Source organism: Bacteroides sp. HF-162 (genome assembly GCF_015679285.1).
GTDB classification, from domain to species: Bacteria; Bacteroidota; Bacteroidia; order Bacteroidales; family Bacteroidaceae; genus Bacteroides; species Bacteroides uniformis.
Map to the genome: position 1 here is coordinate 915,273 of NZ_CP064937.1, position 24,839 is coordinate 940,111.

The 24,839-nt window shown below is 44.6% G+C and carries 23 protein-coding genes and 2 pseudogenes; 2 read left to right on the plus strand and 23 right to left on the minus strand.

Going from position 1 to position 24,839, the window contains the following annotated elements; all coding sequences use genetic code 11:
• Window positions 1-2 precede the first annotated feature (2 nt).
• The 3 genes from ITJ87_RS03645 to ITJ87_RS03655 form a co-directional block, all read right to left on the minus strand.
• Window positions 3-734 (minus strand): DUF4271 domain-containing protein, encoded by a 732-nt coding sequence (locus tag ITJ87_RS03645; RefSeq protein WP_117601042.1) that lies wholly within the window; start codon window positions 732-734, stop codon window positions 3-5.
• A complete protein-coding gene (locus ITJ87_RS03650) occupies window positions 731-1,318 on the minus strand; it encodes a TIGR00730 family Rossman fold protein (RefSeq protein ID WP_117601092.1) in 588 nt (195 codons plus the stop codon). The genes ITJ87_RS03645 and ITJ87_RS03650 overlap by 4 nt, the downstream gene beginning before the upstream one ends.
• Before the next feature lie 73 nt (window positions 1,319-1,391).
• Entirely contained in the window at window positions 1,392-1,580 is a 189-nt protein-coding gene (locus tag ITJ87_RS03655; RefSeq protein ID WP_009037546.1) for a hypothetical protein, read from the minus strand.
• A gap of 148 nt (window positions 1,581-1,728) precedes the next feature.
• Here ITJ87_RS03655 and ITJ87_RS03660 point away from each other — a divergent pair, with 148 nt between their 5' ends.
• The gene (locus tag ITJ87_RS03660; protein WP_117601091.1) at window positions 1,729-2,127 is read left to right on the plus strand and encodes a DUF2809 domain-containing protein; all 399 of its coding nucleotides are present in this window, start codon (window positions 1,729-1,731) and stop codon (window positions 2,125-2,127) included.
• A gap of 327 nt (window positions 2,128-2,454) precedes the next feature.
• Here the strand turns inward: ITJ87_RS03660 and ITJ87_RS03665 are convergent, their stop codons facing one another.
• The 14 genes and pseudogenes from ITJ87_RS03665 to ITJ87_RS03730 all read right to left on the minus strand — a co-directional run bounded on the left by ITJ87_RS03665 (window position 2,455) and on the right by ITJ87_RS03730 (window position 17,091).
• Window positions 2,455-2,727 (minus strand): hypothetical protein, encoded by a 273-nt coding sequence (locus ITJ87_RS03665; protein ID WP_117965023.1) that lies wholly within the window; start codon window positions 2,725-2,727, stop codon window positions 2,455-2,457.
• Between the two features lie 569 nt (window positions 2,728-3,296).
• A pseudogene (locus ITJ87_RS18570) lies at window positions 3,297-4,622 on the minus strand (RHS repeat-associated core domain-containing protein); the annotation flags it as partial.
• Window positions 4,623-4,892: 270 nt separating this feature from the next.
• Entirely contained in the window at window positions 4,893-5,300 is a 408-nt protein-coding gene (locus tag ITJ87_RS03675) for an NTF2 fold immunity protein (RefSeq protein WP_051642902.1), read from the minus strand.
• Between the two features lie 12 nt (window positions 5,301-5,312).
• Window positions 5,313-7,118, minus strand: coding sequence for an RHS repeat-associated core domain-containing protein (locus ITJ87_RS18945; RefSeq protein WP_117976560.1), 1,806 nt, complete (start codon window positions 7,116-7,118; stop codon window positions 5,313-5,315).
• A 62-nt stretch (window positions 7,119-7,180) separates the two neighbouring features.
• Window positions 7,181-7,711 carry a hypothetical protein gene (locus ITJ87_RS03685; protein WP_118931273.1) on the minus strand — a complete coding sequence of 177 codons (531 nt, stop codon included), beginning with the start codon at window positions 7,709-7,711 and terminating at the stop codon, window positions 7,181-7,183.
• Window positions 7,677-9,989 (minus strand): RHS repeat-associated core domain-containing protein, encoded by a 2,313-nt coding sequence (locus tag ITJ87_RS03690; RefSeq protein WP_227201799.1) that lies wholly within the window; start codon window positions 9,987-9,989, stop codon window positions 7,677-7,679. The genes ITJ87_RS03685 and ITJ87_RS03690 overlap by 35 nt, the downstream gene beginning before the upstream one ends.
• Complete coding sequence (locus tag ITJ87_RS03695; protein WP_131225637.1) at window positions 9,926-10,288, minus strand: hypothetical protein; 363 nt, start codon at window positions 10,286-10,288, stop codon at window positions 9,926-9,928. The genes ITJ87_RS03690 and ITJ87_RS03695 overlap by 64 nt, the downstream gene beginning before the upstream one ends.
• 173 nt (window positions 10,289-10,461) lie before the next feature.
• Entirely contained in the window at window positions 10,462-10,854 is a 393-nt protein-coding gene (locus ITJ87_RS03700) for a DUF3997 domain-containing protein (protein ID WP_117965026.1), read from the minus strand.
• An 11-nt stretch (window positions 10,855-10,865) separates the two neighbouring features.
• Entirely contained in the window at window positions 10,866-13,613 is a 2,748-nt protein-coding gene (locus tag ITJ87_RS03705) for an RHS repeat domain-containing protein (protein ID WP_117974392.1), read from the minus strand.
• A 24-nt stretch (window positions 13,614-13,637) separates the two neighbouring features.
• Window positions 13,638-13,901 (minus strand): hypothetical protein, encoded by a 264-nt coding sequence (locus ITJ87_RS03710; protein ID WP_117965030.1) that lies wholly within the window; start codon window positions 13,899-13,901, stop codon window positions 13,638-13,640.
• Window positions 13,902-13,913: 12 nt separating this feature from the next.
• Window positions 13,914-15,941, minus strand: coding sequence for a hypothetical protein (locus ITJ87_RS03715; RefSeq protein WP_117965032.1), 2,028 nt, complete (start codon window positions 15,939-15,941; stop codon window positions 13,914-13,916).
• Between the two features lie 174 nt (window positions 15,942-16,115).
• Window positions 16,116-16,217, minus strand: coding sequence for a smalltalk protein (locus ITJ87_RS03720; RefSeq protein ID WP_005825315.1), 102 nt, complete (start codon window positions 16,215-16,217; stop codon window positions 16,116-16,118).
• A gap of 122 nt (window positions 16,218-16,339) precedes the next feature.
• Window positions 16,340-16,763: pseudogene (locus ITJ87_RS03725) on the minus strand (N-acetylmuramoyl-L-alanine amidase).
• A 115-nt stretch (window positions 16,764-16,878) separates the two neighbouring features.
• Window positions 16,879-17,091 (minus strand): hypothetical protein, encoded by a 213-nt coding sequence (locus ITJ87_RS03730; RefSeq protein WP_171030469.1) that lies wholly within the window; start codon window positions 17,089-17,091, stop codon window positions 16,879-16,881.
• 97 nt (window positions 17,092-17,188) lie between these two features.
• Between ITJ87_RS03730 and ITJ87_RS03735 the strand changes: the two genes are divergently transcribed.
• A complete protein-coding gene (locus tag ITJ87_RS03735) occupies window positions 17,189-19,153 on the plus strand; it encodes an ATP-binding protein (RefSeq protein WP_117974391.1) in 1,965 nt (654 codons plus the stop codon).
• Here the strand turns inward: ITJ87_RS03735 and ITJ87_RS03740 are convergent.
• From ITJ87_RS03740 to ITJ87_RS03760, 6 genes are read right to left on the minus strand one after another with little or no spacing between them, the layout of a single operon-like run.
• The gene (locus ITJ87_RS03740; RefSeq protein WP_196096312.1) at window positions 19,143-21,374 is read right to left on the minus strand and encodes a TonB-dependent receptor domain-containing protein; all 2,232 of its coding nucleotides are present in this window, start codon (window positions 21,372-21,374) and stop codon (window positions 19,143-19,145) included. The genes ITJ87_RS03735 and ITJ87_RS03740 overlap by 11 nt on opposite strands.
• 36 nt (window positions 21,375-21,410) lie before the next feature.
• The gene (locus ITJ87_RS03745; RefSeq protein WP_117599956.1) at window positions 21,411-22,400 is read right to left on the minus strand and encodes a DUF4249 family protein; all 990 of its coding nucleotides are present in this window, start codon (window positions 22,398-22,400) and stop codon (window positions 21,411-21,413) included.
• A 12-nt stretch (window positions 22,401-22,412) separates the two neighbouring features.
• Window positions 22,413-23,405, minus strand: a complete 993-nt coding sequence (locus tag ITJ87_RS03750; RefSeq protein ID WP_117599973.1) for a thioredoxin domain-containing protein — start codon at window positions 23,403-23,405, stop codon at window positions 22,413-22,415.
• A gap of 4 nt (window positions 23,406-23,409) precedes the next feature.
• A complete protein-coding gene (locus tag ITJ87_RS03755; protein ID WP_227187013.1) occupies window positions 23,410-24,195 on the minus strand; it encodes a hypothetical protein in 786 nt (261 codons plus the stop codon).
• A 26-nt stretch (window positions 24,196-24,221) separates the two neighbouring features.
• Window positions 24,222-24,392 carry a hypothetical protein gene (locus ITJ87_RS18580; protein WP_227204127.1) on the minus strand — a complete coding sequence of 57 codons (171 nt, stop codon included), beginning with the start codon at window positions 24,390-24,392 and terminating at the stop codon, window positions 24,222-24,224.
• Window positions 24,393-24,410: 18 nt separating this feature from the next.
• On the minus strand, window positions 24,411-24,797 hold the full coding sequence (locus tag ITJ87_RS03760; protein WP_117599955.1) for a DUF3244 domain-containing protein: 387 nt from the start codon (window positions 24,795-24,797) through the stop codon (window positions 24,411-24,413).
• Between the last annotated feature and the right edge of the window lie 42 nt (window positions 24,798-24,839).

A 24,839-nucleotide genomic window follows, 5' to 3' on the forward strand; every position in this document is an offset into this window, starting at 1 on the left:
TCCTAAAATTTTATTATCAAATAACTGTTTAGCTGCATCACACCTTGATATAACACAAAACAAGGCATGATTTCAAGGGCACAAAAGTACAAAATTAAAAGTAAACCGCCATATAAATTGTTACAAAAAAGCTTTAACCACTTGTATAACATCAATATTTTAGCAAAAAAGGCTAAAATCAATCCGATTATTATCGTCAGCTGCAAACTCAAATCAAAATAGACTATGAACAGAGCAAACGGGAAAAGGGCGAATCCCAAGTAATAAAGTAGCGTAGAATAGGACTCAAGCCATAGCGTTGTAACACTTTCGTCAAAAAAAATCCAACCCAGAAAAGAGTAAAGCATCCACTTCAAGCACAAATAGAGAAGACACATACCGATGTAAATCCCCAATAGAAGTCCCGGCGGCACATGGTGTACCAGTTCCGGCTGTATATCATTGAAGTAGTTGAAGATACAGACGCCTGCTAGGATGCAGGTCTGCAGGATGAGCAGCAGCAGATAGCGCATATCGGCGGCTGTGGAAGTGGCAAATATGCTGGTACGTTCGCGATGAAGCAGGAAATCCTTCACCAGTTGCAGCAGGAACTTGCGGCTGCGTGACAAGACATAGGCCGACAGAAAGAAACAGCACAAAAGGACCACGGTGATGCCATCGTCCATTCTCGGAGAATATGGAATAGGAATCCCCTCCGTCCCCACTACTGCCCAAGCCATCAACAGCCCTATCATATTGCAGCGAATTTACGGATGGAGGCGTCCCACAAGGGAGTGGTATATATCAGTTCCACGGCTTCCTGCGGTGTCTGCGCCACATGCCAGATGGCACCGTGCTGCACGCGCATGAAGTTTTCGTCCACCGCCTGCCGGAGCATATCGAGCAGAGGGTCGAAATAGTTCTTGACATTCAGTATCACAATCGGGTTCAGATACAGTCCGAGTTGCTTCCAAGTGATGATTTCCAGCAGTTCTTCCAGGGTGCCGCAACCACCGGGCAGGGCGATGACGGCATCGCTCAAGTCGGCCATTGTCTTTTTCCGTTCGTGCATGCTTTCCACTTCCACGAGTTGGGTAAGTCCGGTGTGATGCCATCCCTGCTCCACCATGAAGCGGGGAATGACGCCCGTCACCTCTCCCCCTGCCCGGAGTGCCGCATCGGACACAGCGGACATCAGTCCCATATTTCCCGCACCATTAATCAAGCGAATTTGCCGCTGCCCCAGCAGAGTGCCCAACTCACGGGCTGCATCGAAATAAACGGAATCTATCTTTGTGCTCGAAGCACAATATACGCATACGGAATTTATCTTGTTCATCATCTTGCCACACCCTTTTTTAGGTATCGCCACAAAGGTACATGATTTCGGGGAGATTTGAAACAAGAGAGTCTTATTTCCAAAGTTCTTCCGGATTTGTGGTGCGGACGCTGTTCTCGAACAGCCATTGGGTGCCACCGCTCCGAACGGTAAATCCGACGGGAATAGGTGCAAGTCTCCGGTCACCCGGCAAGGGGTCGCCTGTTTCATCGTCCATGCGGCTCAGTTCATGCATGCTGTACCAATAGTTATTTTTGGCCATATACGTGTCATAGTATTGCCCTTCATTTGCTTTTCTGTTTATAGCCTTACACAGACCGTTCGATAGGAAAAAATACGAAAAAGCTCTTCCTTCTCACTCATATCTGTCAATTTTCCATAAATTTGCAATGGACCTAAAACATCATGATGTGAAATACAAACGTTGGATTTACTTAACCGTCACTTTCGTCATCATATTGGCAGGACTTGCTTCCCGGAAATATGGCAATGCATTGCCTAAATTTATTGCAGAGTATATTGGCGATACACTTTGGGCAGCTATGGTCTATTGGGGATTACGCTTTCTCTTCCCTTCGGCATCCATACTCAAAGTGGCCGCAATCTCCTTACTGTTTTCTTATTGCATAGAAATCAGCCAATTATACCAGGTCGATTGGGCGAATGCCATACGAAACACCACGCTCGGAGCATTGGTCTTCGGGCATGGATTTTTATGGTCGGATATGATATGTTATACTGTCGGGGTAATGTTATCTGCCACCGTAGATTCTTGCGCTTCCTTTTCTTCTTCGGATGAAGCAGTATAAAAACAAGACGCGGACAAAGGAACACAGATTCTATGCAAGCCGCTATTATCCCCGCCAAAAGCATTCGTAGGACACATTTCACGAGGCTACACCTTTTACTCCGGATGGCTACACCCTTTCTATGCGATGGTATAGCCATCTGCAAAAAAGGGTGTAGCCCGGCACGGAGGATAGTTACAACATTAGAAATGGTATGACTGTTATATGACAAAAAAATATCCTAACATGCAAGATATGGGATATCTGATGTTAGGATAACGATAAAAATAGTCAATTCATATCAAGGCAAGACGGCCTAATTATCAATACAAAAGAGACTGCGTTTGTTTATGATAAACTGCATTTTTCTTTTGAAGATTTACGGCTATTGACAAGAGAAGCTACTAAATAAAAGATATTAATGATTACATAGCATAGAAAAAACTTCCACACTTTAATCGTTTCTTTTAGCCACTCCTCAACCCATAAGATATCAATCTTATCCCCACATCGATTTTCAATCTCATATTTATAACTAATTTCACAATTAATAATTGCGTATATAATTAATAATGAAAGAATTATTAATGTGGCAACAAACACAATTCTAAGCCATTTCATAATCTATCTTGTTTTATAAACTACACCTCCTGGTTTGGATATTCTCACTAAATGATTCTGCATTGATATTGGAAGAACAAATCTGTTGACAATAGGAATAGTAGTCCATGTTCCCAAATTACTTGTTTGTTGTAGCCTTGTCCCTTTCAGAGCATTTGACCCACTTTTATTCAACACGTCAGATACCATTGTTGTACAATTATTACTTGTCAGCTTATATTCATCAATAATACGAGCAGAAGAACTGTTATAATAATCACTTTTAGGATTATCTGGCATTGTAGTTGACATATTAATTAAACTTTTCGTCTAAAATATTAGCAACTTTTTCATCTGCCACATCTGTTACTACAAATACAGACATTCCACCAGCTGCTTTTTTTGTCATTGTAAGCTTTTGCTTCATCCCCCATTAACTTTAAAAGAACACCGGAACCATTTCCTAAAGAATTAGAGCTTCTATCTGGCCCTTTATTAGTTCCATTGTATCGTCCGTAGCTATAAACAGTCATATTAGATCCTTCACCAACACTAATCCATGTGTGACCAAAGGACTGAGTTTCAGTGCAAATTCTAATACTATCTCCATTCACATCAATATTAACAACCGGACTATTCGCCCCGTACTGATACGGAGACATCGAATAATACTTCTCGGCAAATCTGTCATTAGTCGTAAACCTTCCTAACGCCGTATCATAATGTCTCGCCCCATAATCATACCAATTCAAACCCTTCTTCGTATCAAACTCCTTACCGTTATACTTGTAAGGCTGGGTATTGCCTGCAGTGGCAAATACACCACCGAAAGGGTAGTAATGGTTAGTTTCCTCCACAGTGCCAGACTGGTTGATCACTACACGGTTGTTACCCTAATAGTCCTTCAGATAGTAATGATACTGCTGGGTACCGGCCAGGTTGATGTAACCCTCTTCTGTGAGTAACAACTTCTGAGTACCGTTTTCATAGATCACATTACCGCAATAGTCAGTCGTTGTGGTTGTACTGCCTATCTTATGGACTGTTCTCAGTTTCGTGCCGTCAGCACCATAAGTATAGGTAATCGTGCTACCATCACTGAACGATACCGTACTGGGCAAATTTAATACATTATATTGAATATCGGCAATTCCCTTATTCAAATCTTTCGTTAAATTACCATTGACATCGTAGGCATACTCCCCTGCGGCGCTTGCACCGTTCACAAAGGCAGTGTTTGTACCGTATGCAGCGGTACTCACCGCATCCTCCACACAGCTCAACTGATTACCGGTCAATGTGTAAGTCAGGTTATCAAGCAGGCCGTAGGCACTGGCACCAGTCTGGCCATAACGTTGCAAACTCTTGATGTTACCGTTCTTGTCATAACCCGTAACGTTCTCCGAGAAGCGGTTCGCATTCGTGCTGATACTTGCTGTCTCGCCATAGGTAGCGTTCAGCATCCGGTCAAGACCGTCATAAGTGAATTTGTAACCACGGACTGTACTTTCGTTCCCGGACTTCCAGGTCATGCTGCTGATGCTGCCGTTGTACTTCGCAGTACCCACACCCGTGTTGTAGTACAGGTTCTGCGTGAAGCGTGTGCCGCTGATTCCCGTCAGCCAGCTACGCAGGTTGTAGGTATAAGTCAGCTTGTTGGTGCTCGTACCGTGATACTGCTTGGTCAGTAAACGACCGAAGTTGTCATAAGTCGCATCGTACAGAGTAATCGCAGTGCTGCCAAGACTATGCTGCACTTTGCTTATTCTGTCCGCATGGTCGTAGGTATAGGTATATACTTCCGTGCGCGTGGTCTTTCCGCTGGCAGTATGTGTATGTGTCACACCAGACGGCTTGTTGGAGAAAGTATAAACCGTACTTGTGATGTCGTAGCCACTGAGCAAGTTGTTCTGCACAAGCACGGTAGGACTGGAAGAAGGATTCCCCCCTGCAGGGTCAGCCGTCCCAGACTGTCGTACAAATAATACATATAGGAAATGTTATCCAGATAGGAAGTGCCCGTGCTGTTAAGCATCCGGAGAGTACGGATGTAGTCCTGCATGACCTACATCATTTGATAGACCTAAAAAACTATCCTAACATACAAGATATAGCATATCTGATGTTAGGATAGTAATTAAATAAATCTCATTGAAAAAAGGCAACTTATATTAGAGTAATATTTTTTATTTAGTATGCAAAAGCTTTATAATCTCACCATTACTTTTTCTTATTTCCACATAAGATTGTCCACAGAAAGTCAGCGCACTATCATTTCCATTAGGAATATGCCCTTCTATTACCCATATTCCATTTACCAAGTTAACAGAAAAAGGTTTTTCTTTCTCTATACTTTCCTTTCCATAAATTTCCAATAGTACGCATTCCGCTATCTTTACTGCAATATCCGCTGTAGGTATAAATCCCTCTGCAGGAACATAGCTTTTCATATCAGTATAAAAATCTGTTGAGAGACTATCATTCATTACATACTCAATCTGTTGAGATGATTGTTGATCTTCTCCGACCTTCGATGTACTGTTTGTACATGACATCGCAAATAGCATTAAAGCAAAAAAATAAGTCCTATACATATTGCTATCTTTTTAAAATACCCAATGAATATGTTCTCTCTGGCTAACAGGAATGTTTAAATCTGGCTTTTGTAGCAATTCTTTCATTCTTTGTTTACCCTTTTCAGCAGGAATATCTTTCGGATTAATATTATTCTTTCGTTTAGGATCTTTGGGATCACTAGGAAGATCACTAGTCACTATTGATGTTTTCTTACTATAAGGATTATATTCTAACAAATCGCCACTCGGCGTAGCCAAATAACCATTTTCTTTTGTTTTCTCAATATATTTTATATCAGCTTTTGAGAATTTATTATTTATATGCTCTGCGTCCGCGTCTCCATGCGAATGAATCGATCCTACAAATCTCTCACCGTTAGGAGGTAAGCTTATAGATACGCTGTGCTCTCCTTCATTGGCTGCACTATAAGAATATCCCTTTAGCTTTCCCTTTTGCTTAACTTCATAAATAGAAGAGCCCATTTCACGTTTACGTATAATAGATGCACCATTATAATACATACCCCAATCTTTAGCTGCTGCTCTTTTAGTCTTAAACAGATCACCAGGAGCATATTCCATACCATTTGGGTCTATGAACTTTACCGGATTATCGGCACAATAAGTATACGGACTCATCGAATAATATTTCTCCGCCAACGGGTCATTCGTCGTAAACCTTCCCAACGCAGCATCATAATGTCTCGCCCCATAATCATACCAGTTCAAACCCTTCTTCGTATCAAGCTCCTTACCGTTATACTTGTAAGGCTGGGTATTGCCTGCAGTGCCAAACACACCACCGAAAGGGTAGTAATGGTTCGTTTCCTCCACAGTACCTGACTGGTTGATTACTACACGGTTGTTACCTTGATGGTCCTTCAGATAGTAATGATACTGCTGGGTACCGGTCAGGTTGATGTAACCCTCTTCGGTGAGCAACAACTTCTGAGTACCGTTTTCATAGATCACATTACCGCAGTAGTCAGTCGTTGTGGTTGTACTACCTATCTTATGGACTGTTCTCAGTTTCGTGCCGTCAGCACCATAAGTATAGGTGATTGTGCTACCATCACTGAACGATACCGTACTGGGCAAATTTAATACATTATATTGAATATCGGTAATTCCCTTATTCAAATCTTTTGTTAAATTACCATTGGCATCGTAGGCATACTCCCCTGCGACGCTTGCACCGTTCACAAAGGCAGTGTTTGTACCGTATGCAGCGGTACTCACCGCATCCTCCACACAGCTCAACTGATTGCCGTTCAGGGTGAGAGTCAGGTTGTCTATCAGGCCGTAGGAGGTTGAAGAGAGTTGCCCGTAACGCTGCAATCCCTTGATATTGCCGTTCTTGTCATACCCCGTAACGTTCTCCGAGAAGCGGTTCGCATTCGTGCTGATACTTGCTGTCTCGCCATAGGTAGCGTTCAGTACTCTGTCAAGACCGTCATAAGTGAATTTGTAACCGCGGACTGTACTTTCGTTCCCGGACTTCCAGGTCATGCTGCTGATGCTGCCGTTGTACTTCGCAGTACCCACACCCGTGTTGTAGTATAAGTTCTGTGTGAAGCGTGTGCCGCTGATTCCCGTCAGCCAGCTACAAACATTGTAAGTGTACGACTGCTTGTTGGTGGCGGAACCGTGCAGCAACTTGGTGTACAATCGCCTGAATTTGTCGTAATCGCAGTCGTAGAGGGTTATCTTGCTGCCTCCCAATGTATGCTCCACCTTGCTCACCCTGTCAGCATAGTCGTAGCTGTAAGTGTATACTTCCTCTCTTGTAGTCTTTCCGGAAGCGGGAAGTAAATAAAAAACTATCCTAACATGCAAGATATAGTAATATCTGATGTTAGGATAGCAATTAAATAGATTATTTCAAGAATATAAAATACTTATTTATTTAAGATATACAAAACTCCAGTTTCGCAATCTGTATTAAGATAAACTCCATGATGAAATAACAAATAAATCAAATATTTTTCTTCTGGATATGACAAACCAACAGAAAGTACACCTTTCTCATTAAAAAGCAAAGAAATAAGATTTTCTACTTTTCCTTTATAAATTGAATCTATGTATGGCTGTGGAGTTACCATACAGTCCATTTCCTTTAGTGAACAAAATGTAATGCTGTCTATACCCAATGTCTGTTCTAATAAAATTGGAAAAAGTTCATATCGATATTTCTTATTAGCTACCCCATCATTCAGAAATAGGTACATATCTCCTTCTCTTGGAACTATCGAATATACACTATCTTTGTATTCTATATTCATTGCAACAAAAGGACTTTGCCAAGTAGAATCAACAAACATATCTTCATACCTCTCACTTGTTTTATGTACACACATTACAAATAAGAGATTAATACCCAACATAAGGATAATCTTATTCCAACAGTTTTTGGGGTATTTTCCTTCCACGATATTCCGTTCTTTTTGCATCTCCTGTTCTTTTTCTAATTTTATTCTCAGTATTAATAGCACGAATTTCTCTCATGGGTATTCCATTTCCTATATTTTCATAAGACATAATACCTTTATCTACATCCGACGAATGCTGTAACTCATGGCTTAAACCAATTCTTGGTGTCCGATGATTTCCATTAATATCCGTTTTAACATCAGGGTCATAATTTATAATGCTTCCTTGCGGAATGTCTTTTTTAGCTTTTTCTCTATCAAATCCTGAAGAATTAGACTTTCCTCGTTTAGTCCTTGTTATTGAATGAACATTCTTACTTTTCTCCAGTTCAATAATCATCTCACCAATTTCCTTATCATCCTTCTTAAGTTGCTGCAAATCTGCTTTCACGTCCTTTTGATACTTGGTATCAAATCCAAAAAACATTCTCACATTATCTATCAAGCCATTAGGATTAGGATTTACAACAATTGTATCTCCATTCACATCTATGTTATTTACCGGATTATTCGCCCCATACTGATACGGTGACATCGAATAATACTTCTCTGCAAACCTGTCATTCGTCGTAAACCTTCCCAACGCAGCATCATAATGTCTCGCCCCATAATCATACCAATTCAAACCCTTCTTATTGTCAAACTCCTTGCCGTTGTACTTATAAGGCTGAATACTGCCTGCACTTGCAAACACTCCTCCAAAAGGATAGTAATGGTTCGTTTCCTCTACCGTGCCGCTCTGGTTGATGACTACCCGGTTATTACCCTGATGGTCTTTCAAGTAATAGTGATACTTGCTGTCGCTCAAAGTAACATAGCCTTCTTCCGTCAGCAAAAGCTTCTGCACTCCGTTTTCATAGATCACATTTCCGCAGTAATCCGTCGTGGTGGTAGCGCTGCCTATCTTATGGACTGTTCTTAGCTTTGTGCCGTCAGCTCCATAGGTATAGGTAATTGTACTTCCGTCACTGAAGGTTACTGCATTCGGCAAATTTAAACAATTATACGATATTCCGGTGATTCCCTTGTTTAAATCTTTAGTTAAATTGCCGTTCGCATCGTAGGCGTACTCGTTCGCCTGCTTCACGCCGTCCTTGAACTCGAAGCCTCCACCGTAAGTGGAAGCCGTCACCGCATCATCCACACGGTTCAACCGATTACCGTTCAGGGTAAAGGTCAAGTTGTCTATCAAGCCGTAGGCAGAAGCTCCGGTCTGCCCATAACGTTGCAATCCCTTGATGTTGCCGTTCTTGTCATAGTTTGTAACGTTCTCGCTGAAACGGTTGGCATTCGTGCTGATGCCTGCCGTTTCCCCATAAATAGCATTCAGCAGACGGTCCAGACCGTCGTAGGTGAACTTATAGCCGCGGACGGTGCTTTCATTGCCTGCCTTCCAAGTCATGCTGCTGATGCTGCCGTTGTACTTCACTACTCCGTTTCCGGTGTTATAATACAGATTCTGCGTGAACTTGCTTCCGCTGACCCCCGTCAGCCAGCCGCGGATGTTGTAAGTATAGGTCTGCTTGTTTACGGCACTGCCATGCAGCGACTTCGACTGTAGACGGCCCAGGTCGTCATAGACATTGTTCACGAGCGTAACCTCTCCCAAAGCATCCAACTTGTGCTTCACCGTCAACAACCTGCCTGCATGGTCATAGGAGTATGTACGGACTTCCGTACGGGCAGCCTTGCCTTGGGCAGTATGAACATGGCGCAACCTGGTAGGCTGGCCGGTAAAGTTATAGGCCGTGTATTCCGTTTCCTTGCCTCCCAGGGAATTGGAACTTTGCCGTTGGACGGGCCGTGAACGGCGGTCATAATACACCACACTGTAAAGCTGTCCGGCGCCGTCCCCGGCCAAGCCCGTCACGCTGCCCGTAAGCATTCCCCGGGCATCGGATTTGGTGCCGTATCCGGAGGACTCCATGGAACTGTCGTAGGCATAGGCGGGGAAACCGTTCTTGCCAAGAAAGTCATAGTTGTCGTAGTAGTTCACTGTGAGCAGCCTGCTTCCCGAAAGTGCACGGACGGTTCCACCCACTTTCACGGCATATCCCTTATAGCTTCCGCTGCCCGTGAATTCCGCTTCCACCGCACTTCCGTCCACCGGCAGGGGCTCGGAGCAGAGGCCGGAAAGCACTGTACGGCCCAAAGCGTCGGGAATGGTGAAGCGCCATCTGCCTTGTCCCTTCAAGTTGCCGTCCTGCACGAAAATCAGACGGTCGGCCTTGTCGTAGACATAGCGCACGGCATCACATCCGGGCAGCTTCCTCCACACGCAGCGGTCGCGGCTGTCGTACTGATAGCAATAGGCCAGTGCATCCTTTCCTGTGAGATTCCCTCGTCCCGCAGGCGCGAGGGAAGGACGAAACGGAGATTGTCCCGGTTGTCGTAGACATAGTAGGTGTCGTGGTTGTCGCTTCCGATGACCCGGCGCTGCAATACCATACGTCCCAGCTTGTCGGTGAATAGGCAGGAAACGTTCCTGTCCTCGTCCGTGGTGCGCACAATGTAAAGATTGCCCGAAGAGCAGTTCCCTGATTTGGAAAGCGTGGCGTTCCTACCTGTCCCGTTCACTTTATAGGCTATGCGGTTCAATAAAGCTCCGCCCGGAACGTTCGTCAGGTATGAAATAAAATTCCCTGCTTATAGAGATGGGGCAATATAAGCAGGGAATCATTTGGCTTATCGAAGCAGGAGATTCTAATATTCAGAAGCAGCGGATGAAGAACATCCGCTGCGACAAAAAATCAGTACAAAGATAGCTCAATTGGTATTTGGTATTTTAATCTCATATCCAAATACTCTTGCCAACTCAAAGGTCCCAATACAACATCGTTTGTTTTTAAAATTATCCAATAGAATAAACTATCGTTTGTTCCATATTCATATTTTCTTTTGTATAAAGGTTCTTGAGGATATTTAGGCTTCTGTTTTGCAATAATATATTCATCGTTATAGATATAGTCAAGTACAGTTGCCGGTATTTCTCCACCATTGGAATTTTGACAAAGAATATCTTTTATATTCTCTCCTTCATCTCTATAAAAATATCCATTTCCTAAGTTCTTAATAGAATCAGAAATGCAACTTTGAATAAATAAACTACAAAGCAAATGTAGAACAATACATCCCTTTTTCATATCTCTTCATATTATTTTATCCAAGGTAAAAATGGTGTCAGTTTAGCACTTCCATAAATATTTATTTCATATGGTTGTCCCCTTCCTGCAACCCTATTTCCTATAATAGTTTCTATATTTCTTCCCCAATTCAATGGATTCCGACCATTGTGCATTTCAAAATCATATTTATCAGAAAAAGCTCTTACTGAATGATTCGGATATCGTTTTAAAGTAACGTTTCCGTATACTAATCCATCATTTAAGGAGCCACTATGCAACAATAAATTAAAACTTTTTATTTCTCTCACATATTTTTCTCCTAAAGAGTATATCCCTGATAAATCTATTTTTGCTAAAGATGTGAATAGAGGTTGTCCTTTCCCTTCCCTATACCATTTATTAGCTTCCTCCAAGGTCAAATATCCATCATAATCCGGTCTGTCTTTAAGACTTGTATAACTCTCCAAGTAGTTAGAGCGCGCTTCTTCATCTGCCAATCCATTATACCCTAAACTATGGCTTAGTGCCTCTTCATGAGACATGCCTTGTTTAAAGTTTGACTTGTTCATAATAATGGCCTCTCCTTGCAGACCTTCATCATCTGTACCAATCAACTTACCTTCTTCGTCATAAATCGGACTTATGGACATACCTGTCGGATCAATATAGCGTACGGAATTATTACTACAATATGCATACATCCCTATCGAATAATACTTCTCCGCCAGAGGGTCAACAGTCGTAAACCGTCCCAGTACCGCATCATAATGCCTTGCTCCATAGTCATACCAATTCAGTCCTTTCTTCGTGTCATATTCCTTGCCGTTATACTTATAAGGCTGGACATTCGTAGTACTTGCAAATACCCCTCCGAAGGGATAGTAATGGTTCGTTTCCTCTACAGTGCCTGACTGGTTGACAACTACCCGGTTGTTCCCCTGATGGTCTTTCAGATAGTAGTGATACTGCTGAGTTCCGGTCAGGTTGACATAGCCCTCTTCGGTAAGAAGCATCTTCTGCACTCCGTTTTCATAGACCACATTTCCGCAGTAATCGGTAGTGGTGGTAGCGCTGCCTATCTTATGGACTGTTCTTAGCTTTGTGCCGTCAGCTCCATAGGTATAGGTAATTGTACTTCCGTCACTGAAGGTTACTGCATTCGGCAAATTTAAACAATTATACGATATGTTGGTAATTCCCTTGTTTAAATCTTTAGTTAAATTCCCGTTAGCGTCGTAAGTGTATTCATTCGCCTGCTTCACGCCGTCCTTAAAACCAAAGCCGCCGTTGTAAGTGGAAACCGCTACCGCATCGTCCACGCGGTTCAACCGATTGCCCTTCAGCGTAAAAGTCAGGTTGTCTATCAGGCCGTAGGCAGAAGCTCCGGTCTGCCCGTAACGTTGCAATCCCTTGATGTTACCGTTCTTGTCATAGCCCGTCACATTCTCGCTGAAACGGTTGGCATTCGTATTGATGCCTGCCGTTTCCCCATAAATAGCATTCAGCATCCTATCCAGACCGTCGTAGGTGAACTTATAGCCGCGGACGGTGCTTTCATTGCCTGCCTTCCAAGTCATGCTGCTGATGCTGCCGTTGTACTTCGCTACTCCGTTTCCGGTGTTATAATACAGATTCTGCGTGAACTTGCTTCCGCTGACCCCCGTCAGCCAGTTGCGGATGTTGTAAGCATAGGTCTGCTTGTTGACGGCACTGCCATGCAGCGACTTCGACTGTAGACGCCCCAGGTCGTCATAGACATTGTTCACGAGCGTAACCTCTCCCAAAGCATCCAGCTTGTGCTTCACCGTCAATAACCGGCCTGCATGGTCATAGGAGTATGTACGGACCTCCGTACGGGCAGCCTTGCCTTGGGCAGTATGAACATGGCACAACCTGGTAGGCTGGCCAGTAAAGTTATAGGCCGTGTATTCCGTTTCCTTGCCTCCCAGGGAATTGGAACTTTGCCGTTGGACGGGCCGTGAACGGCGGTCATAATACACCACACTGTAAAGCTGTCCGGCGCCGTCCCCGGCCAAGACCGTCACGCTGCCCGTAAGCATTCCCCGGGCATCGGATTTGGTGCCGTATCCGGAGGACTCCATGGAACTGTCGTAGGCATAGGCAGGAAAACCGTTCTTGCCAAGAAAGTCATAGTGGTCGTAGTAGTTCACTGTGAGCAACCTGCTTCCGGAAAGTTCACGGACGGTTCCACCCACTTTCACGGCATATCCCTTATAACTTCCGCTGCCCGTGAACTCTGCTTCTACCGGACTTCCGACCACCGGCAGGGTGTCCGAGCAGAGACCGGACAGCACAGTACGGCCCAGAGCGTCGGGAATGGTGAAGCGCCATCTGCCTTGTCCCTTCAGGTTACCGTCCTGCACGAAAATCAGACGGTCGGCCTTGTCGTAGACATAGCGCACGGCATCACAGCCGGGCAGCTTCCTCCACACGCACCGGTCACGGCTGTCGTACCGATAGCAATAGGCCAGTGCATCCAGCTTGTCTTGTGAGATTCCCTCATCCCGGATGCGCGGGGGAAGGACGAAACAGAGGTTGTCCCGGTTGTCGTGCCACAGCTGGCCGGCACCATACTCCTCACAGACACGCCGGTGTATGGGTTCCTCATAGGAAGACATGCCATAAGGAGCGGTATCGCCGTAATTCGCCCGTGCCTGTGCCGTGACAGAGGAGGGGGCGGTATATGCCCCGCCCGCACTGAAAGCCACCGGCAGCCAGTGCTTTTCCGGCACATCAAGGGAAGCGTACTCCTGCATGCTTATCAGGTCCTTTCCCGCAGGCTAAGTGCGGTATTCCACCTGCTGCGCCGGACGTCCCAATCCATCCATGTAACGGATGGAAACCTGCACGTTGCCGCTTTCGTAATTGCTGATTGTCCCGTTGTTGCAAGCCACGGAGGAAACCCCGTTGCGGGGAGTGAGCGTAGCCACATAATTCTTGTCCTTGCTGAACGAGACCGTTGCCGGACCGGAGCTTTGAGACTGCATTTCCAAAGAGATGCCCAAAGCGAATATCAATAGTATATATCTTAAAATCTTACTCATAGCCATGTTGTTTTAGGGATTGACATAATTATATTCATAGGATTGAAGCACTTTTCTGGACGGTCCTTCCAGCATCCAGACTTCTGACAGGCGGCCGAAGTTGTCGTATCCGTAGTAAGTGGTTGTTCCTGCCGGAGAAGTTTCTGTCAGCAACCCCACCTGGGGTTTATAGGTATAGGTGGTGACATGCGCCTTGCCCAATTTCGTCCTCAGTCCGTCTATCAGTGCCGTATCGGGACTGGAAGAGGAGGACAGTGATTCGGGAGCGGTGCCCAGGGCTGCCTTTACCTCTTCATACGTGGCATTCACGATTTTTGCCACCGGGTACATGCCTTGGTAGCTCCATAGGAAAACCATGTTTCCGGTTCCATCGGCAGAGACATACAGAGGATTGCCGTAGCTGTCGTATTTGTGGCGCTGGCTGGCAGACAATACCACCTCTTGTACGCGGTACATCAAATCTTTTTTATAGGGGTCTTGTTCAAAATCATTTGTCTTGTATACATTCGATTCATAGGTGAATTCCGCCGTTCCCCCCGTCGGATATGTCACCCGCCTCAACTGGAATGCTTGTGCGAATGCCGGAGTGGGTTCGCGATCGGCACTGCCTCCATATTCCAAAATGACCGAATCAGACTTTTGATTGCTGTTACAGCAATAGGCAGGAATCAGACTTTTGTTGGCCGCACCATTATAATATCCCCAATGATCACGAGCTTCCGACAACTTGGTGGGTAGAGCGGCTTCGTTGTAGGAAAAGGAATAGACTTCCGGTGAAGCCACATTGCTTGCCGTATGTTTGAGTCCGGTCAGTTTCAGTCTTTTGGTATTCCAATCTTTCGTAAACATCTTGTTGTTCCATGTGGAGTTGTAATAAGCGCTGTTAGGCAGCCTGCGATTCAGTTCGTCAAGGGTAGGCACATCGAAGCCAATGTTGGCATTGGAAACAAAATATCCCTGAATCAACTCCCACTTGCTCAGATTGTTGCCTGCAGCGTCGTTGATGCGAACAGCCGACAAGCGCACTTCCGGACTGTAGTCCAACCGGTCTGTGGCATACTCAAAACTAATGCTGCCACCGGGATAACTGATTCTATCCAGATAGGGCACCTTGTAATAAGCCATATCCGCGGTGATATATTGTTCCATCCGACTGTCCTGAATATTGGCAAAAGAAGCCAAATGGAAATTCCTGGTTTTATAGCCGAATGTAACCACTGCTCCGGCCGTTGTCTTTATCCGCGTCAGGTAGAAAGCACTGGAATAGCTTTCTGCACGCGGACGGTCTGTGAAAAACGTCTGTTCAGTCTGTTCAAAACGGTATTCAGTGCCATCGGGGGTGGTCATGACCCAGCCGGCCAGTTTGGGATGGCCCATAGCATCGTTTTCCGTAAGAGGCGTAATCCGCACATTGTCTTCTCTTTCCTTCACTATGTGGCCCGAGTGAGAAAATATGAACTTTCCCGAATATCCCAAGAAGTGATAGTGGAAGACATCAGGAGCCAGTTCCGTACCGACACAACTGGCATAAGTATCGCTCGTCAAAGCTCTGTACAGCATTTCATGGGTCATACCTTGGGGTAGAGCGAACGGCAAGGAAGTGCCGGCTCCCTGCGTAAGATAAGTGTCGATATGATAGATGCCCGCAATGTCCTGGAGCTGGTTATCCGGGGAGTCATTGAAATAGCCCCACTCGCAGAAGTCCTGATAACGTCCTCTCACGGTATGGGTCACAACTCCGCCGGCATTCAATGTCCAGCCCAGCCCTACCCGAGTGGCCTCCTCATTTACCTTGATGCCCGAGGCATTGTAGGAAAGAGAGACGGGAAAGGAAAAATCTTTCAACTGGACGGTATAGAGGGGGATGGTAATATCCGGTACCCCTGTATAGCCGGACACCGGAAAATGTCCTGCCTTCAACATGCTTTGTGCATGAGGGGAAGGTGGAGTCACATTAGAGATAAGAATATTGTCTGACTGCGCAAACGTGGCAATTGCACACCATAGGCAGCAAAATAGGATATAAATTGTTCGCTTCATGTTTTTTTGTATTTCCTGATGAGTAAAAGTCTTAAGTTTCGTAAGTCCAATAATTGACTTTCAACAGAGGACTTGCGAAACTTGAACGAATGCTTTCTGTTTTTTTTCATAAAACTGCCCCGCTTGGTAGCTTTGTATACCAAGCTGTAAGCGGGGTAGTTGTCATCCGGAAAATCAGAGCGGCATCGCCTGCACCCCCAGCACACTGGCTATGGTAGCGATGATAGTACCCACAATTTTCAAGATGTCTTTCCAAGTTTCTTTACTTATTTTCATGATGTTCTGTGTTTTTAGACCCCTCGTTCCCCTAAAGGGGAAGGAGAATACTCCCGCCAATCCTGCGCGCGCTCAATCTTCAGGAGTATCCCCCTCCCCCTTCAGGGAGTCCTAGGGGGGGATTAAAGTTCTTTACTAACCTCGAAGCACGGGCACTGCTTCACCCACTCCCGTGGCTGCACCGTTCCGTCCCCGTCCAAATCCGGACTCAGGTCGCGGTGGCCGCAGACACGGGCATTCCGGAACTGCTTCAGCAGCTGGTGTACCAGCAGCCGGAGTGCCGAACGCTGCTCCGGGGTGCGGGTATCTTTCGGATTCCCCATGGCATCCAGTCCACCCTCGTAGCAGATGCCGACGGAATGCTTGTTGTGGCCGCAGTTCCAGAGAGCGGGCCCCGAGCACAGTGCCGTCGCGCCGGATATAGTAGTGATAGCCCGTCGTGCGGAAGCCGCGACGGCGGTGCTCTGCCTCCAAAGCTTCGGGAGTGAGCGCATGGCCCTCCCGCGTGGCGCTGCAATGCACCACGATGTTGTTGATTTTTCGCATGAATGATGAATAGGGATTAAGAGTTAATGATTAAGAGATTTACGATTTGACGATGTACGATTGGGATTACTCCTCGTATCATAAATGCCTACACAGGCGCGGCTATTTAGCAGTACTAACTCCAATCGTACATCGTCAAATCGTAAATAATTTTATCCCAAAGGATTTTCGCCCTGGTCGCCGTCGTTGCCGCCCGAACCTGCCGTGTCCTGAAGGTCGAAGCGATGGCCATCGTGAAGTTCTCAATAAGGAAGAATATGATGATGTAGAGGGCGGCATTATCACCGGAAATTTCGTAAGAACACTCCTGACAAGAACTATTTAACAAGTAAATAGAGAAATTATGCAAATAAAAAACTTGTAATTTATTCTTTTATCTTATTTTTGCGATGCCATAGGCATAATAATAAGTATCCGGAAAAAACATGCTTATTCCATCCAATAGAACAAAGAGGGAGTGCATTCTTTCAAGGTTATGTTTTCTAGTGCTTTCAGTATGGGTGTCCCTACCTTCCGCAGCACAGAACAATCCCTACAAGATAGACGATGCACTCTACCCCATCTACCAGCGGGCTTCCAAGCAGGCACGCCAGCAGGAGGGGCTGCTGGTGGCCGACACTTTGTATCAACAGGCTCTGAAGCTCGGTGACAAAAAAGCACAATGCCTGGCATACATCATCCCCCTGCAGTTCTATATATCCCAAAAAGATGATAGCAAAATAGAAAAGGCATCCACTGACCTGAAAGAGATTTCACGTGCCAATAACTATCTGCAATATTATTATCACGCTTGGAGCAGCGAAATCATCTACTTCCTGAACCAACAACGCTCATTGCTCGCCTTGCAGAAAGCGGAAAAAATGAAAAAGCAAGCTTTTGCCGACAGATACCCTTACGGTATCTTCAGCTGTATCCGAACCATGGGCCATATCTACAAATCACGCGGAAACTTCGACCTCTCCGCCCAATACTATCAGGAAGCCTTGGACTATATGCTGAAGAATATGCCCGACCAGGATCCCAGCCAACTATACTCAAACCTTGCCGAATATTACCGTAACACCCAAAAAGATTACGCCACCGCACTGGACTATTGCGAAAAAGCCTTGAAGAGCGCTAAAACAGAACGGAACATAGCCCAAGCCATGATAGAGAAATGCTTGATACTGTTCAAGCAGAAACGTATAGATGAATTCAACGACTGTTATAAAGAAGCCGTACAAATGGCAGACCGCTGCAAGCTCTCTGCCAACGTTTCCCTACTGATAGCCCACATCAGCAAGAACATACTGGACAAACAGTATGAGCAGGCCCATACCCACGCTGACCAATTGTCCGAGAAAGGCTTGCAACAACATGCCTACATTTACGAATGCGCCAAAGACTATCCCAATGCCATCAAATATCTGAAAAAATATTACCAGCAGTTGGATTCGACAAACAATCTGCTGCAACTGTCGGACATCGCCGAACTGAACACCCAGATAGGCGCCGAACGCCTGAAAATAGAAAACATACAGGCCACCTCGCGCTACCGCATCACTCTTTTCAGCATTGTCACCGGCTTTTTACTGTTATCTCTGCTTTTCCTAATGCTCTACCTCCACCGCAAACGTAAAGTCAACCTCGAACTATGCCACAAGAACGAGGAACTTTCCGAAGCGCGCGACCAAGCCGAAGCAGCCAACAAGGCAAAGAGCATCTTCCTGCAGAACATGAGTCACGAAATACGGACACCGCTCAACTCTATCGTGGGCTTCTCACAACTCATCACTTCCCCCGACACGAACCTTTCCCAAGAGGAAAGGCAGGATTTCTGCCATCTCATACAGCACAATTCCGACCTCCTCCTCACACTGGTGGAGGACATCCTCAGCGCAGCCGAGTTGGAAAGCAACAGATACACCATGAAGATAGCGCCGCACAGTTGCAACAAACTCTGCCGGGAAGCCATAACCACCGTTGAACACCGCACGCCCGAAGGCGTGAAGCTCTACTACACCTCCGAAGTGGACGACTGCTACGAACTGAGCACCGACGGGCAACGTGTGTGCCAGATACTCATCAACTTCCTTACCAATGCCGAGAAACACACCACACAAGGCGAAATCCGCCTGCACTGCTCCCTCACAGAGCATCCCGGATACGTCACCTTCTCCGTCACCGATACCGGTACCGGCATTCCCCCGGAATACTCGGAAACCATCTTCGAACGCTTTGAAAAGGCCGACAACTTCGAGCAAGGCACCGGCCTGGGACTCAATATCTGCCGCCTCATCGCCGAACGACTGAAAGGGAAAGTGCTGCTGGACAAGGAGTACAAGGAGGGGGCAAGGTTCGTGTTTGTACTGCCGGTGGAGGAAAAAAATAAGAGTTATCTCAAAACTTGAAAGAATAGGTCAGCGAAGGGACGATGCCATAAAGATACAGTTTATAGATACGCCCGTTTCCTACAGAAAAGTGCCCCTGCCTCCCTGCATAAATAGAGAACACATTTTTCCGGCTATAAGCATTGATGATGGAAAGGCTCAAGCTACGGTCTTGCCTGATACGCCACGTTGCCGAAAAGTCCAACTGGTGGAAAGCCGAGGCACGATAACCATTCCGGTCAGAATAAATATAGACCAGTACATGTTCCGATTCATACTTTCCAACGGGAAGCGTAAGATTCATCCCCGATGCATAGGAGAAAGTGGAAGACAGAGACCAATGTCTGTTCATTTCCCAGTTTACGAACAATTTCAGGTTATGGGGACGGTCGTACACCGGTCGGTACTCCTCTCCTCCTATACGGTTACGCGCACGCGAGAGAGTATAACTAATCCATCCGGTCACGGCTCCTTTATTCTTTGACAAATAGAATTCCAATCCACACCCTCTGGCAGAACCGGTTTCGACTTCATCCTCTATCCGGTCGTTCTGAAAAATATCGGCATTTTTCCTATAATCTACCACATGGTTTGTTCGGCGCATATATGCCTCCAGTGACAATGTATATTCCTTATCAGGGAAATTGTATTCATATCCCAATGCCAGTTGGCGCATGACGGAGGGCTTCAACAGTGCATTGGCAGGCATCCACATGTCCGAGGGGATACCTACTGAAGAGGTGGTAAGCATGTGTATGCTCTGTGCCGCCTGTGTATACGATGCGGAAAACCGGTGCGAGGCATTCGGAATAAAAGAGAGTTCGGCACGGGGTTCGGGCATCACAAATGTCTTGGCTGCATAATAGGTAGAGGCCGGTGCATGCAATACGGACAGCCTAACCCCGGCATTCAGAAGAAAACGGGGCAGGAATTTATAATTTGCCTCGGCATACAATGCCGCATCCCACAAACTCTTGCGCGACATTTCCGAAGGAGTGATGTTAGAATCCTTACCGGACTTGCCCACCTCACCGGGCATCGTAGTGAAATAATGCAGGTTCACCCCTCCCTTCAAGGTCAGCAGATTGTTCTGATACCTCTCCCAATCCGACTTCAACTGATACGACTGCATGTTCGACTTCCACACATATCTCAATCCGTCCGACAACGATTTGTACTTATAATAATAGTTGCTGAAGACAGCGCTTGTATTCACATTTGTCTTATCATTCAGTATATGATTCCAACGTATCGTAGCCGTAGCATTTCCCCAATCCATCCCATAGCCTTTCACCAGCTTGTTGAACACGGTATGGTCGCCTCCGCTATACAAGGAAAAGAACATACGATTTCGAGCATCCAGCGTTCTGTTCACTTTGGCATTGACATCATAAAACCACATCTGCGGTTTCGACGTCAGGTTACTTCCCAACAGTCCGGCTACTACACCCGGATATCCAAACCGGCCGGAAACCAGATAAGACCCCTCTTTCTTCTTCAAAGGTCCCTCCAACAACACTTTCGAGGCTATCAGCCCCAAGCTGGCACTCCGTTCACGTTCCTTGCTGTTACCTTCGCGCATACGCACGTCTATGACGGATGAAGAACGACCGCCATACTTCAGCGGGAAGAACGATTTGTACAAGTTCACCTCACGGATGGCATCGTTGTTGAACACCGAAAAGAAGGACAATACATGACTGGGGTTATAAACTACAGCCTCATCCAGCAAGACCAGATTTCCCCATTGGTTACTACCCCGTACAGAAATATTGTTTGTCCCTTCATTGCCACTCTGCACTCCGGGCAGAAACTGCAATGACTTCATCAAATCCGGTTCCCCTCCCACAGATGGCAATGCTTGTATTTCCTTTGCTTCCAAAGCAAATTGTCCGCTATGCTTGCGGCTTCCCACTATCTCGATACCTTTCAGCCAATAATCATCGGGAGTCAATGCGATATTCACCACCGTATTTCCTGATAAAGTCAAGGTATCTCTCCAAGTAACATACCCCAACATGGAACATTGCAATATACATTCCCTTTTGGGAAGTGATATGGAATAAAGTCCGTAAGCATTGGTTGCCATCCCCGTTCCCGACCTTCGTTCCAGCACATTGGCATCCGAAAGAATCTCACCCGTTTTGGCATCCGTCACACATCCTCGTACAACGGCCTTTTGAGCAACCACTGCCTGACAACTCAAAAACAAAATACAGAAATAAATCAGCAACAGTTTCATTAATTTTATCTTCTTACGATTACAAAAAAGAACGCATCATCTTTCCCCCGTTGCAATACCTTTTTCGGAAACCGCACTCACACGGAAGCAGCCATACGCCCCGCCGCTTATATTGCTGCCCACCGATGACGGTGCAGGTGTATAAGCGCCACCATCCGACCGGAACTGGCGTATCATCTGGTCGAAAACGTCATAACAACTCTTGGATATGGTCTGAGCCCATACATATACAGAATCTCCCATGGGATAATCCCAACCCGGAGGATAACCCAGAGGATTTTCTCCGTCGTCAATCAGAAAATCAACCACATTCTCTTCAAGATACTCATCGCTCAAGATAGAATACTCCCAAAAGGTATTGGAGCCCAACAAAGAGTGAGGGCGCGAAAAAGAAAAATGCTTGTAAGTACGCGAATATAACCGGAACAAATAATAGTTATCTACCTCAGACGGATTAGTGAAACTTATACATGGCGCCCACCTGCCTCCTTTTTCATTAAAGTCGAAATATTTCAGCTTCAAATCAGTAATGACAAGTGCAGGCTCCATCTTCTGGACATCGGACTGATAATGCTTACCATCGTGATAAATATCCAATTGATAAGAATGACCTTCTATGCCATAAATTTTGGTAGTGACATACATACCCCTGCCAGAACCATTATCATACATGAGGTTCACTCTTTCGCGAGTATTCTTCTTTAAATGATAATCATAAAAATCATAAAACACTCCACCGTAATCACCATACGGATAAAGCACCTGCATAGTATCTCTGATACCTTCAGTAAGGTCCGTAACAATCATCACAGCATCTTCTATACCCTCATAGGCATAATCTTCAGCCGACATCAATGCCGGTTCCCTCAAAAGAAAGAAATAAGGGGGATTTTCGTTTGTAATTACTCCATTAAATACAATTCCCTCAAGCATAGAATCGGGGATATTGACATCAAACACTTCCTCACAACTTGCAAGCAGGAGAGAAAGGCCGGCCAGAAATGTAATTATAAGGTATCTTACCATCGGCATCAGAGTTTATCTGTTTTGTAATTCTTGGTCTAAGAGTCTAGTCAGTTCCTCATACGAATTTGTGATGTATACTAGTCTGTCATTAATGATAATGGTAGGAGTGGCAAAAAGCCCCCGTTCCATCAACTTATTGATAGCATGGTTTACCTTATCATAATTTGGAGCAGACAACAACTCTTGTTTATATGCTTCTAAGTCTAAACCCAAATTTGTGGCTATATTAAAAATAAAAGATGAATCTACCAAAGCTTCGTGTTCAAAAATAGCATCGTGGAACTCCCAGAATTTACCATACCTGGAAGCAGCCTCGCACGATAAGGATGCAAGGGTAGGCTCATCAGCAAAATTGATGAATCCAAACTTTACCCGCTCCTTGTATTTATCATAAATCCGCCTCAATGTCTTTTCAAAATCAACACAACGTTTGCAGTCAAAGTCGGAAGCAACAATGAAAGTTGTAGCAGCATTCAGATTGCCCCTATAGCGCACGTTCAAATCACCAACAACACATTTGGGCTGTTTAGGAGGATAAAGGTATCTTTTAACTTGCGCCTTATTATACAATGAATCTGCCAAATGCTGAATGATAGCTGCACGAATATCATTCTTCACAGAAATAGTTCCTTCAATACTTTCTGAAGAAATCTTGTTTAATCTCTCCCTTGAATGGAGAATTCGCTCATTTACAGAACCATACACCGCAAGCAGGCTGTCTTCTTTAATGCTCATCACCTTTTCTATATAGTCATTCAAAAAAGTCTCGAAAGTTTTTCCTGCAACGGTGGCTTCTTGCTCTATCAACTTTTGTTTAATCAAGTCTTCCAAAGCCTTCATCTTTATCTCATAAGCCGTATTAAGCAAATCAAAAGTCTCTTGGGTAGTTAATTGAGACAGCTCGGAAGAATAAACTTTATGTCCATTCACTTCTGCCACAATGCTCTTGTCCCAGTTGGAACAAGAGCATAAAAGAAGTAAACAGCAAAATATTTGATATTTCATATTATTACGGTCTTGGTATAGGGGTTCCAAAATTAGGATGGAATATATTATTCAATGCAAAACCTTTGTTTGTGTTTAATAAAACATAATATCTTGTGTTGTCTGTAGCATTAATTCCATACATGCCTTGGTCACCAGACAATTTATCTTTGTATGTATATCCCTTATAGGATTTAAGCCAGTTTTTATTGCTGGAATCTTCGTCATCAACATAAATCATGCCTAAGTCCTCAATAGTATAGGCATAAGCTAAAACTCCATACTTAATAGAATTTCGAGGACCAACTCCAGGAATATAGCCCCATTGATTGCGAGGATAAGGAGGGTAAGCCCAGGCTAATGCTGCATTAGAATTCACGACAGTATACCCTCCAAGCTGATCAATTCTTTGGTATTCAGGATGTGTGCTATCAATTATTTTATTATCAGTATGCTTATCATCACAATCATGATAACGAACAAGTATATCCATTGTACCACCAAACTGACTGTAATTTATATGGTCAACAAGAAAAACTCCTCCAGGATAATATTGAGTTGCTTCCGTCAAGCAGAATTTGAAACGGACATTGCCATTATTATCTACAAACGTATCTCCTACATAACCTTCAATCTTAGAATTCTGTCTTGTATCTTCTGCATCAAGATAAAGTGTCAGTTCTTTATAAGTCCCACATGACTCTACTTTGAACACCCCTACTACATCAGTAGTTCCAGTGTAAGCAGTTCTCATTACTCTTTCTTTAGCAACAGACTGTCTATTCATTAATTCCTGCTCGTACTCATCCATCAAAGCCTGAATAACTTGTTCATCGGCTACAGTCTCAATTTTTGCCGTATCCCCTCCTCATTAATTGCTCTGGTTGATAGCTCATAATCTTCAGCAGCTTTAGCAAGCTCCGCATCATTTTCCAACAAATCGTAGCTGTTACTGCATGAGTAACAAGCCAGCGCACCTAAAAAGGCGAACAGCAAATGTTTCTTCATTTTTTCTTAAATATAATGTTAGTAAATAAAATCCCCGTATAAAACGGTATCTCCGATAGTAATTTCTAAGCGATACTCTTCTCCTTCATTTAATAAGCCTGCTAAATTTAGTATTATCTCAAAAGTAGAGTATGAATCAGAAAAGATGGTTTCATTAGTAAAAAGGTTGGTAACTGAAACCTTGACATCAGCAAAGCCATTCTGAGAAGTTATCATAATTGATTCTGAATTAGAATCGAATAATGCAGAAGCCTCTAAGATAGCAGAACGTGTTCCTTTACTATTTGTAGTAGAAGAAGCTACAATTTTTTCAAGATCTATCTTTTTCGGTCGTTTCTGAGACATTGCATTTATATTCATACAAGTAAATGCAAATAGACACAATAGTAGTTTTCTTGTTCTCATTATTAATTAAGTTATTAAAAGTTTAATACTGCAAATAACTTA

Excerpts from the sequence above, each read along its gene's own strand:
- ITJ87_RS03645 (WP_117601042.1), bottom strand. The coding sequence starts at position 734 with ATGATAGGGCTGTTGATGGCTTGGGCAGTAGTGGGGACGGAGGGGATT.
- ITJ87_RS03650 (WP_117601092.1), bottom strand. The coding sequence starts at position 1,318 with ATGAACAAGATAAATTCCGTATGCGTATATTGTGCTTCGAGCACAAAG.
- ITJ87_RS03655 (WP_009037546.1), bottom strand. The coding sequence starts at position 1,580 with ATGGCCAAAAATAACTATTGGTACAGCATGCATGAACTGAGCCGCATG.
- ITJ87_RS03665 (WP_117965023.1), bottom strand. The coding sequence starts at position 2,727 with ATGAAATGGCTTAGAATTGTGTTTGTTGCCACATTAATAATTCTTTCA.
- ITJ87_RS03675 (WP_051642902.1), bottom strand. The coding sequence starts at position 5,300 with ATGTATAGGACTTATTTTTTTGCTTTAATGCTATTTGCGATGTCATGT.
- ITJ87_RS03700 (WP_117965026.1), bottom strand. The coding sequence starts at position 10,854 with ATGAAAAAGGGATGTATTGTTCTACATTTGCTTTGTAGTTTATTTATT.
- ITJ87_RS03705 (WP_117974392.1), bottom strand. The coding sequence starts at position 13,613 with ATGCAGGAGTACGCTTCCCTTGATGTGCCGGAAAAGCACTGGCTGCCG.
- ITJ87_RS03710 (WP_117965030.1), bottom strand. The coding sequence starts at position 13,901 with ATGAGTAAGATTTTAAGATATATACTATTGATATTCGCTTTGGGCATC.
- ITJ87_RS03715 (WP_117965032.1), bottom strand. The coding sequence starts at position 15,941 with ATGAAGCGAACAATTTATATCCTATTTTGCTGCCTATGGTGTGCAATT.
- ITJ87_RS03720 (WP_005825315.1), bottom strand. The coding sequence starts at position 16,217 with ATGAAAATAAGTAAAGAAACTTGGAAAGACATCTTGAAAATTGTGGGT.
- ITJ87_RS03735 (WP_117974391.1), top strand. The coding sequence starts at position 17,189 with ATGCTTATTCCATCCAATAGAACAAAGAGGGAGTGCATTCTTTCAAGG.
- ITJ87_RS03740 (WP_196096312.1), bottom strand. The coding sequence starts at position 21,374 with ATGAAACTGTTGCTGATTTATTTCTGTATTTTGTTTTTGAGTTGTCAG.
- ITJ87_RS03745 (WP_117599956.1), bottom strand. The coding sequence starts at position 22,400 with ATGGTAAGATACCTTATAATTACATTTCTGGCCGGCCTTTCTCTCCTG.
- ITJ87_RS03750 (WP_117599973.1), bottom strand. The coding sequence starts at position 23,405 with ATGAAATATCAAATATTTTGCTGTTTACTTCTTTTATGCTCTTGTTCC.
- ITJ87_RS03755 (WP_227187013.1), bottom strand. The coding sequence starts at position 24,195 with ATGGATGAGTACGAGCAGGAATTAATGAATAGACAGTCTGTTGCTAAA.
- ITJ87_RS18580 (WP_227204127.1), bottom strand. The coding sequence starts at position 24,392 with ATGAAGAAACATTTGCTGTTCGCCTTTTTAGGTGCGCTGGCTTGTTAC.
- ITJ87_RS03760 (WP_117599955.1), bottom strand. The coding sequence starts at position 24,797 with ATGAGAACAAGAAAACTACTATTGTGTCTATTTGCATTTACTTGTATG.